Raw genomic sequence first — 13928 nt, 5'->3', positions numbered from 1 at the left:
CGGGCGTATGGCGCGCCTCATCTACTCCATGATCACCTCGCTCGACGGGTACGTCAGCGGGCCGGATGCCGGTTTCGACTGGGGTCTCGATGCCGATCTGCACGACTTCATCACCGAGCAGTTCTCCGGCGTCGGCACCTACCTCTAGGGCCGCCGCATGTACGAGACGATGGTCTACTGGGAGACCGCGCACCTCGAACCCGACCAGGAGCAGGCCGGAATCGACTACGCGCTGGGATGGCAGAAGGCCGAGAAGGTCGTCTTCTCCCGCACTCTCGCCGACGTGTCGAGCGAACGCACCCGCATCGAGCGGGAGTTCGATCCGGCGGCCGTCGCACGGTGGAAAGAGGAGTCACCGCACGACTTCACGGTCGACGGTCCGACGCTCGCCGCACATGCGATCCGTGCCGGGCTGGTCGACGAATACCAGATGTTCATCGGACCGGGCATCGTCGGCGGGGGACTGCCGTTCTTCCCCGACGGCGTGCACGTCGACCTCGAGCTTCTCGACGATCACCGCTTCGACAGCGGGCTGATGTGGCTGCGATACCAGGTGAAGCCGCGCTGAATCAGGGGCGGACGCGAACCGTGCGGCCCTCGAAAGTGACGAGGTCGCCGTCGTGCAGCTGGCGTCCGCGGCGGCGATCCACCTCGCCGTTGACGGTCACGTAGCCGTCGATGATGACCTCTTTGGCGTTGCCGCCCGAGTCGAGCAGGCCGGCGAACTTGAGGAACTGGCCGAGGCGGATGACCTCTCCGCCGATGGAGACGTCATCGATGTCGGTGCTCATCCTTGAATCGTAGCGACGTTTCGAATCGCCCACTTTGCGCTTCTCGGGCGGTGGATGCTGCAAAGTGGGCGATTCGAAAGCCGCCTCGGCCCCGGGGTCAGTCGTCGATGTCGGTGCCGACGACCGCGAACGAGGCATCGAGGTCGATGTCGATCGAGCGGTTGTCCGAGGTGAGCACCGAGACGTCGTAGGGGCTCACTTCGTCGCTGTCGACGTCGAGGTCGGTGATCATGCCCTCGGCCTCGTCGAGCGCTGCCGCGACGAGCGCGCGGATCGCGTCTTCGTCGAGGGTGAGCGTCGGTCCGGTGTCGTCGCCGTCGGCGGCGTCGGTCGAGACGACCGTGGTGGCGAGATCGGCATCGACGCGCACCTCGGTCTCGTCGCCGGCAGCGGTCTCGACGGTGACCTCCCACGCGCCGTCGCGCTTCGCGTCGATCGAGGTGACATCGCCCTCGGCCGCACCGCGGGCGGCGTCGGCGATCTCGACGAGCTCGTCGGCCGAGTCGGATCCGATGCCGGTCGCGGGGCCTCCGCCCTGCTGCGGGCCGCGGTCGTCGTTCTGGTCGTCGCCCTGCTGCGGGCCGCGGTCGTCGTCGTGGCGGGGGCCGTCAGACATCGAGGGGCGGTCGTCGTCATCGCCGAACTCGTCGCCGATCGCGGCACCGACGGCGACTCCACCGCCGACGAGCACCACGGCTGCGGCGATGCCTCCGCCGATCAGCAGGGCGCGCTTGCGGCCGGGCTTCGTGGGGGCGGCGGATGCGGGGGCGGCGGATGCTGTCGCCGGAGCGTTGTGGGGAGCGGCGGGCTGACCGTCGCAAGCGGTGGGGGCCGAAGCGTCCTGCGCCGGGGCATCCTGCGCCGGGGTGAGCGGCACGGTCGGCTGGTCGGGCGTGGACTCGGGCGTCTGGTCGGGGTTCGGGGTCTTGTCGTTCATGTGACGATGTTCCCGCGGCACCGCTGAAGCCACCCTGAAGCGACCTGAAGCCGCCTTCAGGATCGGGCCTACGAGCCGAGGGGCAGCGTCACGACGAACCGGGCGCCGCCCCAGCGGGAGTCGTCGACGACGACGGTTCCGCCGGCAGCGCCCGCGATGCCCCGGGCGATCGCGAGGCCGAGTCCGCTGCCGCCGGCGTCGCGGCTGCGGGCTTCGTCGAGGCGCACGAAGCGTTCGAAGATGCGCTCGCGTTCGTCGGCGGGAACGCCCGCACCGTCGTCTTCGACCGTGACGAACACATGCTGCTCGACGGGCGCGACGCTGATCGCCACGCGTCCGCGGCTGTGGCGGGCGGCGTTGTCGGCGAGGTTGCGCAGCAGCTGTCCGAGCAGGCGGGGGTCGCCGGTCACCCGGGCGGCCTGGATGCCCGACCCGTCGACGTCGATTCCGGATGCTCGCAGCCGCCGCACCTCGCCGAGGGCGATGTCGTCGAGGTCGACGGCTTCGTCGTGACCGCCGACGCCCTCGTCGAGTCGGGCGAGCAGCAGCAGGGATTCGACGATGCCCTGCAGGCGGAGTCCTTCTTCCGAGACGACGTCGGCCAGCTCGCCGATGCTCGTCGTCGCCGGGTGGGCCTGCGCGAGCTCGGCGTGCTGACGGATTGTCGCGAGGGGGGAGCGCAGTTCGTGCGAAGCATCCGACACGAACCGTCGTTGCGCGGTCGCCGACGCGTCGAGACGATCGAGCATGCCGTTCATCGTCGTCGCGAGCGCGGCGATCTCATCGCCCGAATCGGGCACCGCGACTCGCTGGTGCAGGCGTTCGGCGGTGATGCCGTCGACCTCGCCGCGGATGCGCGTCACGGGGCGCAGTGCGCGGCCGGTGACGAGCCAGGTCGTGACGGCGACGAGCAGCAGCAACAGCGGTACGGCGACCGCGAGCAGCGTCGCCACGGTCGAGAGGGTCTCGGAGTCGTCTTCGATCGAGACGGCCAGCACGAGGGTGTCATCGTCGCCGATGCCGTCGGAGACGATCAGCATCGGCTCTTCGTCGATCGTGCGGGTCTGCGGGTCGTCGTCGAGGGGGAGCGGCGTCGATCCCAGCGCCTCGCGGGCGTCTTCGCTGGCGGCGCGCACCGAGCCGTCGGCTGCGACGATCTGCACGAACTCGTCTTCGAGGCGGTCGACCTCGCGTCCGCCGCGCTGGTCGAGGCGTTCGGCGAGTTCGTCGAGACGCTGTTCGGCCGTGCGCTCGGTGGCCGAATGGATGCTCGCGCTCAGGATGCCGTAGAACGACACCGCACCGATCGCCAACGCCACGGCCACGACGATCGTCGCGCCGAGTGTCGTGCGGCCGCGCACCGACCGCCACCCGCGGCTAACCACCGTCGGCCGCCAATCGGTAGCCGGCGCCGCGGATCGTCTCGATCGCCTCGCGACCGAAGGGCTTGTCGAGCTTGCGGCGCAGGTGTCCGACGTAGACCTCGACGATGTTCGGGTCGCCGTCGAAATCGTCGTCCCAGACGCCCTCGATCAGCGCGCGCTTCGAGAGCACCTGCCCGCGGTGCCGGAGCAGGAATTCGAGCACGGAGAACTCGCGGGCGGTCAGTGTGATGGGGGTCTCTCCGCGCCAGACGCGGTGCGCGGCGGGGTCGAGTCGCAGGTCGCCCGCTTCGAGGATCGCCGGTCGCGCGACGGCTCCGCGACGCACGAGGGCGCGGATGCGGGCGACGAGGATCGCGAACGAGAACGGCTTGGTGACGTAGTCGTCGGCGCCCGTCTCGAGCGCTTCGACCTGATCCCACTCGCCGTCTTTCGCGGTGAGCATGAGCACGGGCGTCCAGTTCTCCTCGGCGCGCAGCGCCTCGCACACCTTCCATCCGCTCATGCCGGGCATCATCAGGTCGAGCACGATCGCGTCGTATCGGGTCTCGCGCGCCCGCCAGAGCCCGTCGACCCCGTTGTGGGCGACGTCGACGGCGAAGCCCTCGGCCTCCAAGCCACGGCGTACTCCGTCGGCGAGGCGCACCTCGTCGTCGACTACCAGGATCCGCATTCCTCCAGTGTGCTGCCTTTCTGCTGAAGCGCGGCTGAAGTCGTGCCTCTCAGCCCAGGAAGCCGAAGAACTCCCGGCGCACGGCGCTCACGTCGGCGTCTTCCCGGGTCGGGTGCACCCGGTTCGTCAGCAGCACCGCGAAGTCGCCCGTGCGCGGCGACACCGCGAAGGCGGTGCCGGTGAAGCCGGTGTGGCCGACGGCATCCGTGTCTCCCATCCAGGCCGCGTCGCGCACGCGCAGGCCGACGGCCTGGCCGTACCCGGCATCCGCCGTCACCACCGGTGTCGACATCAGACGGATGCTCTCACCCGACAGCACGCGCCCGGCACGGCCGACCCCGCCGGCGCCGATCATCCGCGCCAGGGCGGCCACGTCGTCCATCGACCCGAACAGCCCGGCGTGACCCGCCGGTCGCCCGAGAGCGTGGGCCAGCTCGTCGTGAACCTCGCCGCGCACCAGTCCGCGGTGCGGCTGCACCTCGGTCGCGACCGAGAGCTCGGCCGGCGGCGACCAGGTCAGCGACGCCGCCCCGAGCAGCGCGGCGAGTTCGGAGACGAGCTCGGCCAGCGGTCGCCCCGACACCCGCTCGACCAGCTCGCCGACCGAGATGAACCCGACGTCCGAGTAGCGGTGCACGGCGCCCGGCGCGGCGAGCAGCTCGCTGCCGATCACCGCCGCGCGCAGCTCGTCGCCCGTGAGCCCGCTGCGCCAGGCGCGTCCTTCGGCGGGCAGCCCCGACGTGTGGGTGAGCAGATGCCGCAGCGTGATGCGCTGCGCGCCGTCACCCGCGCCGACCTCGAGCAGAGGCCGCACCGGCGCGTCGAGATCGAGCACTCCCGTCTCGACGAGCCGCAGCGCCGCCACCGTCGTGAACGTCTTCGTGAGTGAGGCGAGATCGAACAGGTGCGCCGGGGTCAGCGGCATCCGCTCGTCGTTCGCCGCCGTTCCGAGCACGAGCCGGTGCTCGACCCCGTCGGCCGACCGCAGCGATGCCCACGCCGATCCCGGCGCACCGTTCACCACCCGAGGCTCACTTGCTCATGCCGGAGGTCAACCCGTTGATGATCTGCTTGGTCGCGAGCAGGAACAGCACGATCAGGGGGATCGTCGCGATCGTGAGACCCGCGAACAGCTGCGGCCAGTCGGTGGAGTACTCGCCGAAGAAGCGGGTGAGTCCGACGGGCAGCGTGTACGAGTCGCGGTCGCGCAGCAGGATCAGCGGGTAGAAGAAGTCGTTCCACACCGGCACGAAGCGGAACACGATCACCGTCGCGAGCGCCGGTCGCACCAGTGGCAGCAAGATCTGCACGAAGGTGCGGAACGGGCCAGCGCCGTCGATGCGCGCGGCCTCTTCGAGCTCGATCGGCAGCGCCCGGAAGAAGACCGTCAGCACGAAGGTCGTGAAGGGGATGCCGAGGGCGCCGTAGACGAGGATCAGGCTGAACACGTTGCTGGTCATCTTGAGCGAGTCGAGCAGGTAGAACAGCGGCAGGATCGCGAGGTGCACCGGCAGCATCAGACCCGACAGGAAGACCGCCTCGATGCCGCGGAAGAACTTCGCCCTGGCCCGCGCGAACGCATAGGCGGCGAGCACCGAGACGACGGTCGTCACGATGACGGAGCCGACGGTGACGGTGATCGAGTTGAGGAAGTAGGTGTCGAAGGATGCCGTGATCCACGCGCTCTGGAAGCTCGTGAACGTCGGCGGCACCGGCAGCCCGAGCGGCTCGGTCGCGATCTGCTGCTGGGTGCGCAGCGAGTTGTTGACCATGAGCAGCAGGGGGCCGATGGCGACGATCGCGTATCCCCAGAGGAAGACGTTCGCGAACAGGCGCCCGATAAACGGGGTGTCGGAGGTGCGGCTCGTGCGTCGCCGCGGGGCGGAGGGGCGACGGCCCGAGACGATCGCCTCGGTGGTCGGCTCGGTGCGGGGTTCGGTGACGGTGCTCATCAGAACAGCTTTCGTTCGGCTCGGCGCATCGTGGAGGTGATGAAGACCGAGATCACCATGATGAAGATGAAGAGGACCGTCGCGAGCGCGGACGAGACTCCGATGGAGTTCGGATTGCCCGACTCGAAGGCGGTGCGGTAGAAGAGCAGCATCATCACGTCGGTCGACCCTGCGGGGGCGCCGTTGGAACCGGCGAGGGCGAACGGGATCGCCATCGCCTCCATGCTGCCGATGAAGGTCAGCACGGTGATGATGCCGATCGTCGGCGTGAGCATCGGCAGGGTGATGTAGCGGAAGCGCTTGCCGGCTGTGGCGCCGTCGAGGGATGCTGCCTCTTCGATCTCTTCGGGGATGCCGCCGAGGGCTGCACCGTAGAGCAGGATCGGGAAGCCGATCCACTGCCAGGCGCTCACGAGCACGATGACCCAGATCGCGAGTTGAGGGTCGCCGAGCCAGGGGAGGGCGAGGCTCTCGAGGCCGACACCGCGCAGGATGGCGTTGACCGGACCGAACAGCGGGGAGAGCATCAGCGACCACAGGTAGCCGATGACCATGGGGCTCACCAGGTACGGGAGCGCGAAGATCGTCTGGAAGAAGCGCTTCGTGCGCTTGCGGCGGTGCAGCAGGGTGGCGATGCCGAGGCCGAGCGAGTTCTGGAAGACGAGGGCTCCCGCGAACAGCAGCAGGTTGTGGCCGAAGGCGTTCCAGAGCTCGGAGGCGTAGGGCTCCTTCGTCAGGAGCGTGATGTAGTTGGCGACGCCGGCGAATCCGCCCTGCTTGGTGCCCTGCCAATCGAAGAACGAGTAGCTGAGGGCGGCGAGCATCGGGTACAGGATGAGCACGGCGAACAGCACCGCGGCGGGGAGGACGAACAGCGTCGCGGTGGGCGTTGTCAGGGCGATGCCTGCGCGCGTGCGCCGTGTCTTCTCCCGACGGAGGGGGAGGGTCAGGGCCATGATGTCTCTCTCACTGCGTGGTGGGGAGCGCCGGGTTCGACGCTCCCCACCACGGTCGGATCAGGATGCGGGGGTGAACCAGGTGGAGATCCCGGACTGCAGATCCGTCCCGAGCTGCTCGGGCGTCTTGTCGCCGAGGAACATCGCCTGGATGTCCGGGCCGAGCACGGCGGTGCCGGTCGGGTCGCCGTAGCGGAAGTCGACGAGCAGCAGGTACGGCGCGGGGTTCTCGGTGTACGCCTCGTTCATCTCCTGCATGAGCGGGTCGGAGTACTTCACACCGGGGAGGGCGGAGAACTGGTCGACCTCGTCGGCGACGAGCTGGCCGAACTCCTTCGTGGTCATCCAGTTGAGCAGTTCGGCCGCGGCATCCTGCTGGTCGCTGGAGGCGTTGATGCCGAAGCTGCCGTCGGCGTAGCCCGGGGTGACCGCGTGGTCGAGCGCGCTGCCCGGTGCCGGCGGCACCTCGTAGACGCCCCACTCGGTGTCGGGCGCGGAGTTCTGGAACGTCGGCAGGTCGAACGAGCCGCCCGGCCACTGCGCGGCCTGGCCCGAGGTGAACTGCAGCACCGCGTCGGCGACGGCGATGGCGTTGACGTTCTTGTCGAGGTACTTCTGCATGTCCTTGACGATCTGCAGCGACGACACGTACGCCGGGTCGGTGAAGTCGACGTCGCCGGCGAGCACCTTCTCCTCGAAGTCCGCGCCGCCGTAGTTCGCCGAGCCCATGATGTCGTGGAACATCGGCAGCACCCAGTCCTCGCGGGCGCCGAGCGCCATGGGGGTGACGCCCTCCTTCAGCAGGGTCTCCTGCAGGTCGATGAACTCGTCCCAGTCGGTGGGCTCTTCGAGGCCCATCTCGTCGAACATCGTCTTGTTGTAGAACATCTGCATGGTCTGGTACGCGAAGGGCACGCCGTAGGTGGCGCCGTCGTCCTTGCCCTGAGCGGCGCGGAGCACGGTGGGGTCGAACTGGTCGAGCCCGTCGACGATGTCGTCGATCGGCACGATCTGCTCGGACTGGATGGCCGGCTGGATGCCGCCGTACGCACGGAGCATCGCGATGTCGGGACCATCGCTGCCCTCGAGCCCGGTGGCGAGGATCTGGTTGTACTCGGTGGGCTGGTAACCCTCGAATTCGATGGTCACGCCGGGGTGCGATTCTTCGTACTTGTCGAAGACGGCCTCCCACTTGGGTGAGGAGGATGCCTGCCAGGACCAGATCTTGAGCGTGATCTCTTCGCCGCTTTCGCCGCTCGACGCGGCGGGCGCGCAGCCCGCGACGGCGAGCCCGGTGACGAGAAGACCCGCGGTGAACGCGAGTCGGGTGGTGCGGTGTCGCATGGGTTTCCTCTCGGTGGTGAGAGCCTTCGGACGGGACCGGGGCGCTCTGCTGTGAATGCCTGTGCACTACTTTGGGCAATCAGTTACAGAAACTCAAGGTATTTCTGAAAATTCCTTTCACTTCTCGTCTCGATTCTGCAATCCTGTTCGCGTGACCACCAGTGCGATGACCGCCATCCACCAGCGACTCTCCGGGCTCACACCCACCGAGCGCCGCATCGCGACGCATGTGCTCGCCGACCCGCAGAGCGCGGTCGACAACTCGATCACCCAGCTCGCCGCCGCGTGCGGCACGTCAGTCGCCAGCATCGCCCGGTTCACGCAGAGCCTCGGCTTCGCCGGATACCCCGAGCTGCGCCTCGCGCTCGCCACCGAGCTCGACCGCACCGCCTCCGACCGCGAACGCTTCCAGGTCTCCGAGAGCGACGTCAACCGGCACGACGACGCGCTCACCACCGTGCGCAAGATCGCCTTCGCCGAAGCATCCGCCATCGAACGAACCGCACGGCAGATCGACATCGACGTGCTCGAACGATGCGTCGATGCGGTGCGCGGCGCTCGCCGCATCGACATCTACGGCACCGCGTCGAGTGGCCTCGCCGCGCACGACCTCGAGCAGAAGCTGCACCGCGCGGGGCTCGTGGCGCAGGCCCGCACCGACCTGCACCTCGCCCTGACCGGCGCCGCCCTGCTCGACGAGCGCGATGTCGCGATCGCGATCTCCCACTCCGGGCGCACGCTCGAGATCGTGCAGTCGGCCGAGGTCGCCGAGCGCGCGGGAGCCACGACCATCGCCATCACCAACAATCCGCGCTCGCCCCTCGCCCGCGTCTGCTCGCTCGTGCTCGTCACCGCCGTCTCGGAATCGACGTTCCGCTCCGGCGCGATGGCCAGCCGCATCGCGCAACTGGCCGTGCTCGACTTCCTGTTCACCCGCATCGCGCAGGCCGACTACGACACCATCGCCGACAACCTCCAACGCACCTACAACGCCGTCACCGACCACAGAATCGACTGAGACCATGCACCTCGGAATCGACCGCCTGATCCGCCGCGACATCCGCCCCGACCTGCTCGCCCGCCTCACCGGCGCGCGCCTGGGGATGGTCACAAACGACCTCGCCCTCACCTCCGACCTGCGGCGGGGGCGTGAGCCGCTCGCCGATGCGGGCTGGACGCTCACGCGGCTGTTCGGGCCCGAGCACGGCCTCAGCGGACGCGCGCGTGAGGGCGAGCATGTCGGTGATCTCGTCGACCCGGTCACGGGTGTCGAGGTGCGCAGCCTCTATGGTGACGCCGTGCGTCCCGCCGCGGGCGATCTCGCCGACCTCGACGTGATGCTGATCGACCTGCCCGATGTCGGCGCCCGCTTCTACACCTACGTCTGGACGATGAGTCACGTGCTCGAAGCCTGCGCCGACGCCGGAGTGGCCGTGGTCGTGCTCGACCGCCCCAACCCGCTCGGCGGGCGCCTCGACCGCGCCGAGGGCCCGATGCTCGACGAGCGTGCACAGTCGCTGGTGGGCCGATGGAGCATGCCCATCCGTCACGGACTCACGATCGGCGAGCTGGCACGGCACTGGGTGCGCACCCGCGGAATCGACGTCGAACTCGACGTGATCGAGGTCGACGGGCTCACGCGCGACGCCGCGATCGGCGGAGGAGATGCGACCTGGATGCCGCCGTCGCCGAACCTGCCGAGTCCGACCACGACGCTGCTCTACCCGGGCACCTGCCTGGCCGAGGGCGTGAACGTCTCGGAAGGACGCAGCACCGCGGTGCCGTTCCGCGTGATCGCCGCGCCTTTCATCGACGGGGAGCGCTATGCATCCGCCATCAATGCCGCCGACCTGCCGGGCCTCGTCGCCGTTCCCTACGGATTCACGCCGCTCGTGCGCGACCATGCCGGCGAAGCGTGCGAGGGCGTGATCCTGCACGTCACCGACGCCGAGGCGCTGCGCCCGGTGCACGCGGGCGCACGCATGCTGTCGCTGATCGACGAGATCCACCCCGGTGCCCTCGTCGAACGGTCGCTCGTGCCGATGCCGGGGGAGTCGGACTGGAGCCCCCTCGAGAAACTGTTCGGCGTGCAGGGTGCGTTCTCGCAGATCGTCGCCGGGGAGTGGAACGATCCCGCCCGCTTCGCGGTGCCCGAGTGGGCGGATGCCGTCGCCGCCGACCTCCTCTACCGGTGAGGGGTCGCTGGATGAGATCCGCACTCGGGAGGAGATCCGCACTCGGGAGGATGGATCGGCCGCGAAGGTCCTCCGCTTCGTCGATATCCTCCCGGATGACGGGCAGAGGCGCATACTGGGGCGGTGAATGCCACTCCTCCCTCCCCGCGTGACGGCGGCACGTCGTGAAGGTGCTCATCCTCAGCGCCGATCTGGGCGGCAATGTCCCGCCCGCTCTGGCCATAGCGGATGCTCTCGCTCGCCGCGGAGTCGAGGTCGAGATCGCGGGGTTGGTGCCGGGAAGCACCGAGTTGGAGCACGTCCCCTTCCTCCCCGGGGAGGCGGCCGGCCCACAGGGGCAGCAAGGTCTGCGAAAGACAGCGTCGATGTATCGGCTCTTCGCGAGCAAACGCGTCTCCGCTGAGACCGAAACCCTGATGGACGCCCGTCGCCCCGATGTCGTCCTCGTCGACTGCATGCTGATTGCGCCCTTGCGGGGTGCCCTGCGAACCGGTTTCCCGGTCGTGGTGATGTTTCACACGCTGGGGGAGTTCTGGTCGCGCATCGACCGAACGGTGGGTCGGGTGCTCGGTCTCCTCGGGTTCCGGCCGCACGCGCTCTGGGCGAAGGCCGACGAACGTCTTATGCTCACCGATGCGGATCTCGATCGTGCCGACGCCGGGGACTTCCCGGATTCGATTTGGACGGGAACGACGGAGGTCGGTGTCGAGCCATCTCCGCGCCGTGCGCGACCGCGCATTCTCGTGGCGCTCAGCACGACGGACTGGCCCGGCATGCTCCCCGTCTATCGGCGGATCGTCACGGCATTGTCGGGCCTTTCCGTCGACGCCGTGGTGACCACGGGCGGTGTCGACCTCGGCGGGCCGCTCGCGGGTGCGGCGAACGTCGACGTGCGCGGTTGGGCGGGTCACGCCGAGCTGCTCCCGTCGATGGATCTCGTCATCGGCCACGGCGGCCACTCGACGACGATGAAGGTGCTCGCTCACGGGGTGCCGCTGCTGGTGCTCCCGATCAATCCGACTTCTGACCAGCGCCTCGTCGGCGATGCGGTGGAGAGGTCGGGTGTCGGGCGAGTGCTGCCGAAGTCGACACGCGTGAGCGGGCTGAGGTCGGCTGTCGAGTCGATGCTCGGCGACGGCGACCTCCGAGAGCGCGCCGCGACCAACGGTCGACGGCTGCGGGCTGCGCCCGCCGGTGCGGAGGCGGCAGCCGAACGGATCATTGCCGTCGGAGATGCCAGGCTGAGACCGTGATTGCTCTGCTCTCCGCCCCCACCAACCTCGGACTCCGACCACCGCAACGAGGGAGTGTGCCCGGCGCGGACAAAGCGCCCGAGGCGCTGCGGGAAGCCGGGCTGTTCCGGCGTCTCCTCGCGGGCGGAGCGCGCGACGCCGGGGTCGTGCTCGCCGGGCGATATCTCGACGACGACGATGTGCGTCCGGTCGGGCACGTACGCAACGAGACGGCGATGGTCGACCATGCCCGGAGGCTCGCCGACCGGGTCGTGAGCATTCTCGACGCAGGCGACGCGCCACTCGTCATCGGGGGTGATTGCAGCGTGCTCCTCGGCATCGGAGTGGCCCTCGCGCGCAGGGGAGGAGTGGGACTGGTGCACATCGACGGTCACACCGACTTCCGCCACCCGGGCAACAGCGAGGAGTGCGCCAGCGTGGCGGGGGAAGACCTCGCGGCGGCCGTCGGCATGCACTGGCCGGCGATCGCGGACATCGACGGCCTGGCCCCGTACTTCGACGCGCGTCGCGTGGTGCACATCGGACACCGCGACGACGACGAGGAAGCCGCCGAAACGCGCGGCATCCTGGGTCGTCTCATCTCCGCGCGCGATCTTCGGGAGCAGACGGCCGAGAACGCAGCCTCCGCGACGGCCGAGATCGTCGGCGCCGGTTACTGGCTGCAGATCGACGTCGACGTGCTCGATCCCGACATCATGCCCGCGGTCGACAGCCCCGATGCCGGCGGGGTGAGCGCTTCGGAGCTGATCGAACTCCTGGCCCGGCTGGCTCCCGGCGCTGTCGGCGCATCGATCACGGTATTCGATCCCGATCTCGACCCCGACGGCCGCTACGCCACCCTCCTTGCCGAGATCATCGCGACAGGTCTGGCGCGGTTGGGCGCCGCCTACCCGAGCGCGATCAGCTGATCGAGCAGGGCGGGTGACAGGTCGCGGTCGCTGTAGACGCGGCGCTCGACGCCCGAGGTGAGGGGGTAGTCGGCCGGGTCGTCGCCCTCCCAGACCAGTGACAGGCCGGCGCGTTCGAGGGTGCGCCACGATGCCGGGTTGCGCGTGAGCGCGCGGGCGGTGACGGGCAGGTCGGGGCGCGCGGCGTGCGCGGCGGCCAGAGCCGCACGGCTCACCTCGCCGGCGAAACCATGGCCCCACGCGGCGGGCGTCAGGCGGTAGCCCACGTTCCAGGCCTGCACTTCGGGTCGCCTCACCGCGGCGCCGCCGAGCCCTATGATGGCCCCCGCGTCGAGCGCATCGAGCGGCTCGCGCAGCCGGACCGCCCACCAGCCCAGGCCGAAGTCCGTCCACGAGCGGGCGTGGTCCTCGGCGATGCTGCGGCTCTCCGCGATATCGGTATCGACCGCGTCGGGCAGATGCGTCCACGTCGCCGGGTCCGACTGGATCGCGAACAACGCCTCCACGATCGCGGCATCCGTCGGATCGATGGGAGTGAGGATCAGGCGGTCGGTCACGGTCTCTTCGAACACCTGCCCACGGTACCCGGGTTCGCGTCGCGGCGCTCTACGCGTACGCGCGGGTCAGCTGCCGCACGAGCCGCACCGCGAAGAGCGCCGCCGCAACCAGCAACAGCGAGCTGACGAGGCTCGCGGTCATCGCACCGAGATACTCCTCGAGCGATTGCGCGCGGAAGGACATCTGGCCGGAGATGCCGCCGGTCACCGAGCTCGCGATCCAGAGCCCCCACCACGCGGCCTGCCAACCGGGCCGAGTGCGACCGGCGGCCCGCCAGAGGTCGGAGACGTTCTGATACGGGAACCACCAGTTGACGACCGGAATGAACCACGATCCGGTATGCCACCCGGGCGTGCGGCGGGTGCGGCCGAGCACCTGCTTCGCGAGACGGTACTGCCAGATCATCCAGAGGATGCCGGTGCCGACGAGAACGATGAGCGAGAAGATTGCCACGACGACGGAGAACGTGTCGTAGGTCTCGATCATCGCGGCCGCGCCGTAATTGCCACCGAGGTAGTCGTCGACGCTCGCGATCCCGAACGCCTCGACCGCGACGGTCGCGAGGGCCAGGGCCGCGCTGGCGAACAGGAGCACCTGGACCACGATGGCGAGACGGAGGGTCGCAGGGCCGGCGGGCGGGATCGGTGACACCTCGAGCCGGGGCGGCATCCACTGCGCTCCGTCCCACCACCACGACTGTCCGGATCCGTCGGGCGCCGGGTACCACCCGGCATTCATGGAAGGAATGGTCATCTCGTTGCCCCCACCTCTCGGGGCTCGCGTGCCGAACCCTCCGGATAAGAGACGAGGAAGGCCCCCGTTTATGTCGGCGGCGGGCGCTTTCGGTCGCTGAGCCCGTGTCCCTCTCGGTCGCTGAGCCCGTCTCCCTCTGGGTCGCTGAGCCTGTCGAAGCGCCCCGCCCTGCACAACTTCGGAGATCCGACGAGACTCGCCGCGTCGCGGCATCCGTCCCCCGTCG

Annotated in this window: 16 protein-coding genes; 6 read left to right on the top strand and 10 right to left on the bottom strand. The window is 69.3% G+C overall.

From position 1 onward, the window contains the following. The first annotated feature begins 7 nt into the window (after positions 1–7). Together ACIOSY_RS01450 and ACIOSY_RS01445 are read left to right on the top strand one after the other, a co-directional pair. The gene (locus tag ACIOSY_RS01450) at positions 8–148 is read left to right on the top strand and encodes a hypothetical protein (protein WP_400847860.1); all 141 of its coding nucleotides are present in this window, start codon (positions 8–10) and stop codon (positions 146–148) included. 9 nt (positions 149–157) lie between these two features. Further along, entirely contained in the window at positions 158–568 is a 411-nt protein-coding gene (locus ACIOSY_RS01445) for a dihydrofolate reductase family protein (protein WP_400847858.1), read from the top strand. A gap of 1 nt (position 569) precedes the next feature. Here the strand turns inward: ACIOSY_RS01445 and ACIOSY_RS01440 are convergent, their stop codons facing one another. The 8 genes from ACIOSY_RS01440 to ACIOSY_RS01405 all read right to left on the bottom strand — a co-directional run bounded on the left by ACIOSY_RS01440 (position 570) and on the right by ACIOSY_RS01405 (position 8035). Continuing rightward, positions 570–791 (bottom strand): RNA-binding S4 domain-containing protein, encoded by a 222-nt coding sequence (locus ACIOSY_RS01440; RefSeq protein WP_400847855.1) that lies wholly within the window; start codon positions 789–791, stop codon positions 570–572. A 97-nt stretch (positions 792–888) separates the two neighbouring features. Continuing rightward, the gene (locus ACIOSY_RS01435; protein ID WP_400847852.1) at positions 889–1728 is read right to left on the bottom strand and encodes a PepSY domain-containing protein; all 840 of its coding nucleotides are present in this window, start codon (positions 1726–1728) and stop codon (positions 889–891) included. A gap of 68 nt (positions 1729–1796) precedes the next feature. Beyond that, positions 1797–3113, bottom strand: coding sequence for an ATP-binding protein (locus ACIOSY_RS01430; protein ID WP_400847849.1), 1317 nt, complete (start codon positions 3111–3113; stop codon positions 1797–1799). After that, the gene (locus ACIOSY_RS01425; RefSeq protein ID WP_400847846.1) at positions 3106–3783 is read right to left on the bottom strand and encodes a response regulator transcription factor; all 678 of its coding nucleotides are present in this window, start codon (positions 3781–3783) and stop codon (positions 3106–3108) included. Before ACIOSY_RS01425 ends, ACIOSY_RS01430 begins: the two co-directional genes overlap by 8 nt. A gap of 49 nt (positions 3784–3832) precedes the next feature. Beyond that, complete coding sequence (locus tag ACIOSY_RS01420; RefSeq protein WP_400847843.1) at positions 3833–4804, bottom strand: serine hydrolase domain-containing protein; 972 nt, start codon at positions 4802–4804, stop codon at positions 3833–3835. Positions 4805–4814: 10 nt separating this feature from the next. Continuing rightward, positions 4815–5735, bottom strand: coding sequence for a carbohydrate ABC transporter permease (locus ACIOSY_RS01415; protein WP_400847840.1), 921 nt, complete (start codon positions 5733–5735; stop codon positions 4815–4817). After that, entirely contained in the window at positions 5735–6691 is a 957-nt protein-coding gene (locus tag ACIOSY_RS01410) for a carbohydrate ABC transporter permease (protein ID WP_400847837.1), read from the bottom strand. Before ACIOSY_RS01410 ends, ACIOSY_RS01415 begins: the two co-directional genes overlap by 1 nt. A gap of 60 nt (positions 6692–6751) precedes the next feature. Next, the gene (locus ACIOSY_RS01405) at positions 6752–8035 is read right to left on the bottom strand and encodes an ABC transporter substrate-binding protein (RefSeq protein ID WP_400847834.1); all 1284 of its coding nucleotides are present in this window, start codon (positions 8033–8035) and stop codon (positions 6752–6754) included. A 151-nt stretch (positions 8036–8186) separates the two neighbouring features. On the opposite strand from ACIOSY_RS01405, the gene ACIOSY_RS01400 reads away from it, so the two are divergent. The 4 genes from ACIOSY_RS01400 (at position 8187) to ACIOSY_RS01385 (ending at position 12391) form a co-directional block, all read left to right on the top strand. Beyond that, on the top strand, positions 8187–9053 hold the full coding sequence (locus ACIOSY_RS01400) for a MurR/RpiR family transcriptional regulator (protein ID WP_400847831.1): 867 nt from the start codon (positions 8187–8189) through the stop codon (positions 9051–9053). 4 nt (positions 9054–9057) lie between these two features. Continuing rightward, positions 9058–10230, top strand: coding sequence for an exo-beta-N-acetylmuramidase NamZ domain-containing protein (locus ACIOSY_RS01395; protein ID WP_400847828.1), 1173 nt, complete (start codon positions 9058–9060; stop codon positions 10228–10230). A 164-nt stretch (positions 10231–10394) separates the two neighbouring features. Next, positions 10395–11483 carry a glycosyltransferase gene (locus ACIOSY_RS01390; protein ID WP_400847825.1) on the top strand — a complete coding sequence of 363 codons (1089 nt, stop codon included), beginning with the start codon at positions 10395–10397 and terminating at the stop codon, positions 11481–11483. Beyond that, positions 11480–12391, top strand: coding sequence for an arginase family protein (locus ACIOSY_RS01385; RefSeq protein WP_400847822.1), 912 nt, complete (start codon positions 11480–11482; stop codon positions 12389–12391). Before ACIOSY_RS01390 ends, ACIOSY_RS01385 begins: the two co-directional genes overlap by 4 nt. Here ACIOSY_RS01385 and ACIOSY_RS01380 read toward each other — a convergent pair. Then, positions 12370–12963, bottom strand: a complete 594-nt coding sequence (locus ACIOSY_RS01380; protein ID WP_400847819.1) for a GNAT family N-acetyltransferase — start codon at positions 12961–12963, stop codon at positions 12370–12372. The genes ACIOSY_RS01385 and ACIOSY_RS01380 overlap by 22 nt on opposite strands. 34 nt (positions 12964–12997) lie before the next feature. Beyond that, positions 12998–13702 (bottom strand): DUF4328 domain-containing protein, encoded by a 705-nt coding sequence (locus ACIOSY_RS01375; RefSeq protein ID WP_400847816.1) that lies wholly within the window; start codon positions 13700–13702, stop codon positions 12998–13000. Positions 13703–13928 lie beyond the last annotated feature (226 nt).

Origin of the sequence: Microbacterium sp. NPDC087665 (assembly GCF_044743285.1) — a bacterium.
GTDB lineage: Bacteria > Actinomycetota > Actinomycetes > Actinomycetales > Microbacteriaceae > Microbacterium.
The sequence above is the reverse complement of the archived record's forward strand: the minus strand, read 5'-3'. Positions and strand labels throughout refer to the sequence as shown.

Excerpts from the sequence above, each read along its gene's own strand:
- ACIOSY_RS01450 (WP_400847860.1), top strand. The coding sequence starts at position 8 with ATGGCGCGCCTCATCTACTCCATGATCACCTCGCTCGACGGGTACGTC.
- ACIOSY_RS01375 (WP_400847816.1), bottom strand. The coding sequence starts at position 13,702 with ATGACCATTCCTTCCATGAATGCCGGGTGGTACCCGGCGCCCGACGGA.
- ACIOSY_RS01405 (WP_400847834.1), bottom strand. The coding sequence starts at position 8,035 with ATGCGACACCGCACCACCCGACTCGCGTTCACCGCGGGTCTTCTCGTC.
- ACIOSY_RS01435 (WP_400847852.1), bottom strand. The coding sequence starts at position 1,728 with ATGAACGACAAGACCCCGAACCCCGACCAGACGCCCGAGTCCACGCCC.
- ACIOSY_RS01440 (WP_400847855.1), bottom strand. The coding sequence starts at position 791 with ATGAGCACCGACATCGATGACGTCTCCATCGGCGGAGAGGTCATCCGC.
- ACIOSY_RS01415 (WP_400847840.1), bottom strand. The coding sequence starts at position 5,735 with ATGAGCACCGTCACCGAACCCCGCACCGAGCCGACCACCGAGGCGATC.
- ACIOSY_RS01395 (WP_400847828.1), top strand. The coding sequence starts at position 9,058 with ATGCACCTCGGAATCGACCGCCTGATCCGCCGCGACATCCGCCCCGAC.
- ACIOSY_RS01445 (WP_400847858.1), top strand. The coding sequence starts at position 158 with ATGTACGAGACGATGGTCTACTGGGAGACCGCGCACCTCGAACCCGAC.
- ACIOSY_RS01410 (WP_400847837.1), bottom strand. The coding sequence starts at position 6,691 with ATGGCCCTGACCCTCCCCCTCCGTCGGGAGAAGACACGGCGCACGCGC.
- ACIOSY_RS01425 (WP_400847846.1), bottom strand. The coding sequence starts at position 3,783 with ATGCGGATCCTGGTAGTCGACGACGAGGTGCGCCTCGCCGACGGAGTA.